2 protein-coding genes are annotated in these 3,956 nt (G+C 56.3%); both read right to left on the reverse strand.

The genetic code is table 11. The annotated features are described in order from the left end of the window. On the reverse strand, positions 1-2,447 hold a 2,447-nt coding region (locus tag KI809_RS20310), incomplete at its 3' end, for a CxxxxCH/CxxCH domain c-type cytochrome (protein ID WP_214173431.1). Between the two features lie 24 nt (positions 2,448-2,471). Continuing rightward, the coding region (locus KI809_RS20315) for a CxxxxCH/CxxCH domain c-type cytochrome (protein WP_214173432.1) at positions 2,472-3,956 on the reverse strand (1,485 nt) is incomplete at its 5' end.

Below are 3,956 nucleotides of genomic sequence, written 5' to 3' on the forward strand. Positions count from 1 at the left end.
GAGTAGTGACCGAACTGCTCGTCATTACCGTGGCACTGCTTGCAGTCGGCATAGGTCGCTGCCGAGTTCCAGCCGTTACCCGCAGTGAATGCTACGTTCTGACGCCCTTTACCGTCGCTGTGACAGTAGACATTGGCGCAGATCCCGTCGGTGGCGTTGTAGCTTCGTCCGGCACGAACGCCGGAGTAGTCGCCATAAACCTTATTGCTATGCGCTGCATAGCCGATAATTGTTGCATTGCCGGAAACCGTCTTGGCATGGCACTCGGCGCACTCTAGCGCCGTGCCCAGCGACGGGTTGGCGCTGGTGGAGATATGGGCGCTGTGCTTCTTGGTAGTCAGGGTAGCGGCATCGCTGCCGTGGCAACCGCTGCAGTTCAGGGTCCCGCCCCAGGTAACCGTCTTGTTGAAGTGGCAGACATTGCTGGTACAGGTTTTGGGTGACTGGTTCCAGTTGAATGACGCATAGGTACCGTCCGCAAGCACGTTTCTCGTGCCGTCGACATGCTTGACGCTGTTGCCAAGAATGGCTGTTCCGGCTGTAGTCACAGTCTCAACATGGCATTTAAAACAGGTAGCGGCACCGCCGTAGTTGGCGACATGCTTTCTGTGGCTGTTGGCCGAATAGCTACCCTGGGCGCCGCTTTTGTAGTTCGGCTCCCCGGCGATGCTGGAGAAGTGGCCGAAGCGGTTGTCGTTGCCGTGGCAACGGATACAGTCGCTATAAACCGTTCCCGAGTTCCAGCCGTTCACGGCAGTGAACGGTACGTTCTGACGCCCTTTGCCGTCACTGTGACAGTAGACGTTGCTGCAGACACCGGTGGCAGGCGCATAGCTCTTGCCGGCGCGTACCCCGGAATACTCTTTCAGGATGTTGACGTGATTGGCAACAACACTGACTGTCGTGTCGTTGCTGACGGTCTTGGCATGACAGGCAACACAGCCGATCGGAGTGCCGAGCGAGCTATTTGCCGTGGTGTTGATATGGCCAGCATGGCTGCCTGTTGCCAGAGGGCTGCCACTTGCCAGCGTGCCACCGTGGCACCCTTTGCAATCAGCAAAGCCGCTGGTGTCGCCCCAGATCGGGGTGGCGACATTGCCGAGCCCGCCTTTGCCATTGCTGTGGCAATAGAAGTTGGCGCACTGCCCATATGGAAGGTTTGGGGCAAGCTGGCTGGTATTGGTTTTCCTGGCTCCTCGGTATGTTGCCCCGCCACCAATCCTCTGGTCAGAGGTGTAAAGCTCCCAACGAATAACCCCCTGAACATGAGAGGAATCAGTAGCAGGATGACACTTGTCGCATGATATCTCATAACGACCGTCCAGCATCCGGCCGGCATGCTTTACATGGCTCCCCATTGTCGGAGGATTGGCAGCGGTTGCCGGGTGGCAACTGCCGCAGGTAGCCGTGCCGGTGGGCGCTGTCCAGGACCAGCTGGTATAGCTTCCGAATCCGGCAAGAGGCTGCTTGACTGTTGTGCCGCCAACCTTGATACCGCCACCATGACAGTACACCTGGGTGCATCTGTTGGCATTGTTGTAATTGGGAACAACGGCGGCCACGGTCGTGTTCGGAGTGCTGGAACGGACCGGGTAGCCTCTGCCTGCCGATGACCAGGGGAAATACTTGCCACTGGTAACCTTTCCGCCAAAACCATAGAAACCTAACTGTATCGTCCTTGACTCATTCGGCATCTTGGTGCTGCCGTCAGAGATATAATGGCAGTTATCGCACACTGAAACACCGTGATCCATATGAGCTTTATGCGCTCCGGCTTCGCCGGTTTTAAGCGCCTTACTGGGGCGCGGTTTAAGTATCAGGCCATCGGGGACTCCGAGATTTGCGTAAAGAGGTGGGTTGCCGTGGCAACCGCCGCAGGATGCTTTGAAACCGACATTGTGCAGATGACAGCTGGTACAGACCCCCTCCTGTCCGTAATTGTTCGGATGCCCGAGCTTTGGTACGCCGGTATTGTTGTTGGAATCCGCATTATGATACGTCAGCTGACTGTGGCAGACCTCGCAAATCCGGTTGGACGAGCTGTGTGCCGCACGGTCGTTGCCCATGCCGGTATTGTTCTGAAAAATAACCGTTACCGATTTGCTCCCGCCCGGAAAGGTGTGAGAAGAGATCGGGTTCATGACACTGATCGTTTTCCTGATGCTTTTCAGGTTATCGGCAAGCGGCTCATGGCAGGTGGCACAGGTAAATTCACCGTAGCGCCCACCGGAGATCCCCCAGCGACCGTTCCAGCGCGTAGAACCGGTATCACGGCTGTTGTGCATGAGATCAGCAGCGAAGGAAGGCGAAACATCGAAGATCACCAATCCAATAAGAAGTGCTAGGATAGTCACAACTACCGGTTTCCGCTGCCTACAGCTGCGCGAACAGTTTATCTGCTTGCCCATGGTATCATCACCCTTTTTTGCAATTGTCGATTCTATCATTAAAACTACCCTTCGTGCCACAGTCTACTGGTTAGCGTGGCAACTCATACACTTGAGTTTGCTGCCCCAGATTATTCCCGACTGGTTTACGTGACATGCGGTATTGCAAGATTTGTCAGCCGGGTTCCAGGTTGATGTGCTCAGATCAGTGCTGTCATACGAGTTTTCATCAGCCTTGTAGCCGCCGTTGCGCATCCAGTTGCCGCCAGCATTGGCGTTGTTAGAAAGCTGTGACTTGGTCTTGAACGGATATGCTGTTTGCGGGAAGATGACATCCTTCTTACCGTTGATATGCAGCCCGTTGCCGACGATATTGCCTGCCTGCAGTTTGGTCTTTGTGGTTGCTTTGTGGCACTGGGCGCACTCGTAAGGACTGCCGCTGCCAAACATGGCGTAGGTGTCGGGCCTGTCCGGATCAACAATACCGCTGTGGCAGATGTTGCAGGTAATGGTGCTGGAGTTATTGATATTGCCATGGGCAACATTGCCAATGGAAGAGAAGCCAAGGAAGCCGTTCTGTCCAGGCCCTCTGGAAACGTTTTTGAAATGGATGCCGCCAAGATGGGCAGATGGTTTATATGGCGGGGTATTGTTCATACCCATCATGCTGCTGGAATCATAATGCGACTGGCCGTCATACTGCGGCGGGTTGTCGTGGCACATGCCGCAGCGGTTGGCAGTTGAACCGGCAGCGCTGTACCAGTCAGGAGTAGTCTTGAAGTTGTTCTCGGCCTGAACTGTGGACTTGCCGCTGCTGTGGCAGTAAACCATGGAGCAGGTCACGCTGACCTTGGTGGTGCCGCTGATGCCGCTGTTCGCAGTATTGATGAAGTCGGCAGTGGCGCTGTTGAGACCGGCCAGAGAACTCCCGCCGAGTTTGTTCTTGTTGATGGTGACATCAATATGGCCGTCACGATGATGACCGACATCGGTCGGGTGACAGTTGGCGCAACCGATCCGGTACTTGCCGTTGCTTGATTTGATGGCGGTGTAGTTGTACATGGTTACCAGACCGCTGGTGATCATGTCGCTGATATGGGTGCTGTGCACGCCCGGCTTGGTAGTCAGATCACCGTGGCAGGTAGCGCAGGTAGCATGGGACCCCCACTGGATCTCGGTGCCGGAAGAGGCGTGGCAGGAGATGTTGGTGCAACCCTTGGTAAGCGGATTGTAGCTGCCGGTGGCGACATTCCCGATCTTGACGTTGATCCCGCCATTGATATGCAGGCCGCTGCCGTTGATGGCTCCGGCTGCCGTGACCGAGTCTACGTGGCAGTTGGCGCAGCTGGATAGTCCTGAGCCGACGTGGCTACCGGTGTGGGTGTTGGCCCGGGCGGTGCCCGGCCCGGCGTTTTGGTAGTTAGGCTCACCAACGGTGCTGGTGAAGTAGCCGGCCTGGCTGTCGTTACCGTGGCACCCTTTGCAGTCGCCGAAGACTACGGAGGAGTTCCAGCCGCTGCCGGCGGTGAACGGCGCGTTCTGACGCCCTTTGCCGTCGCTGTGGCAGTA

The organism is Geoanaerobacter pelophilus, assembly GCF_018476885.1.
In the GTDB taxonomy this organism is placed as follows: domain Bacteria; phylum Desulfobacterota; class Desulfuromonadia; order Geobacterales; family DSM-12255; genus Geoanaerobacter; species Geoanaerobacter pelophilus.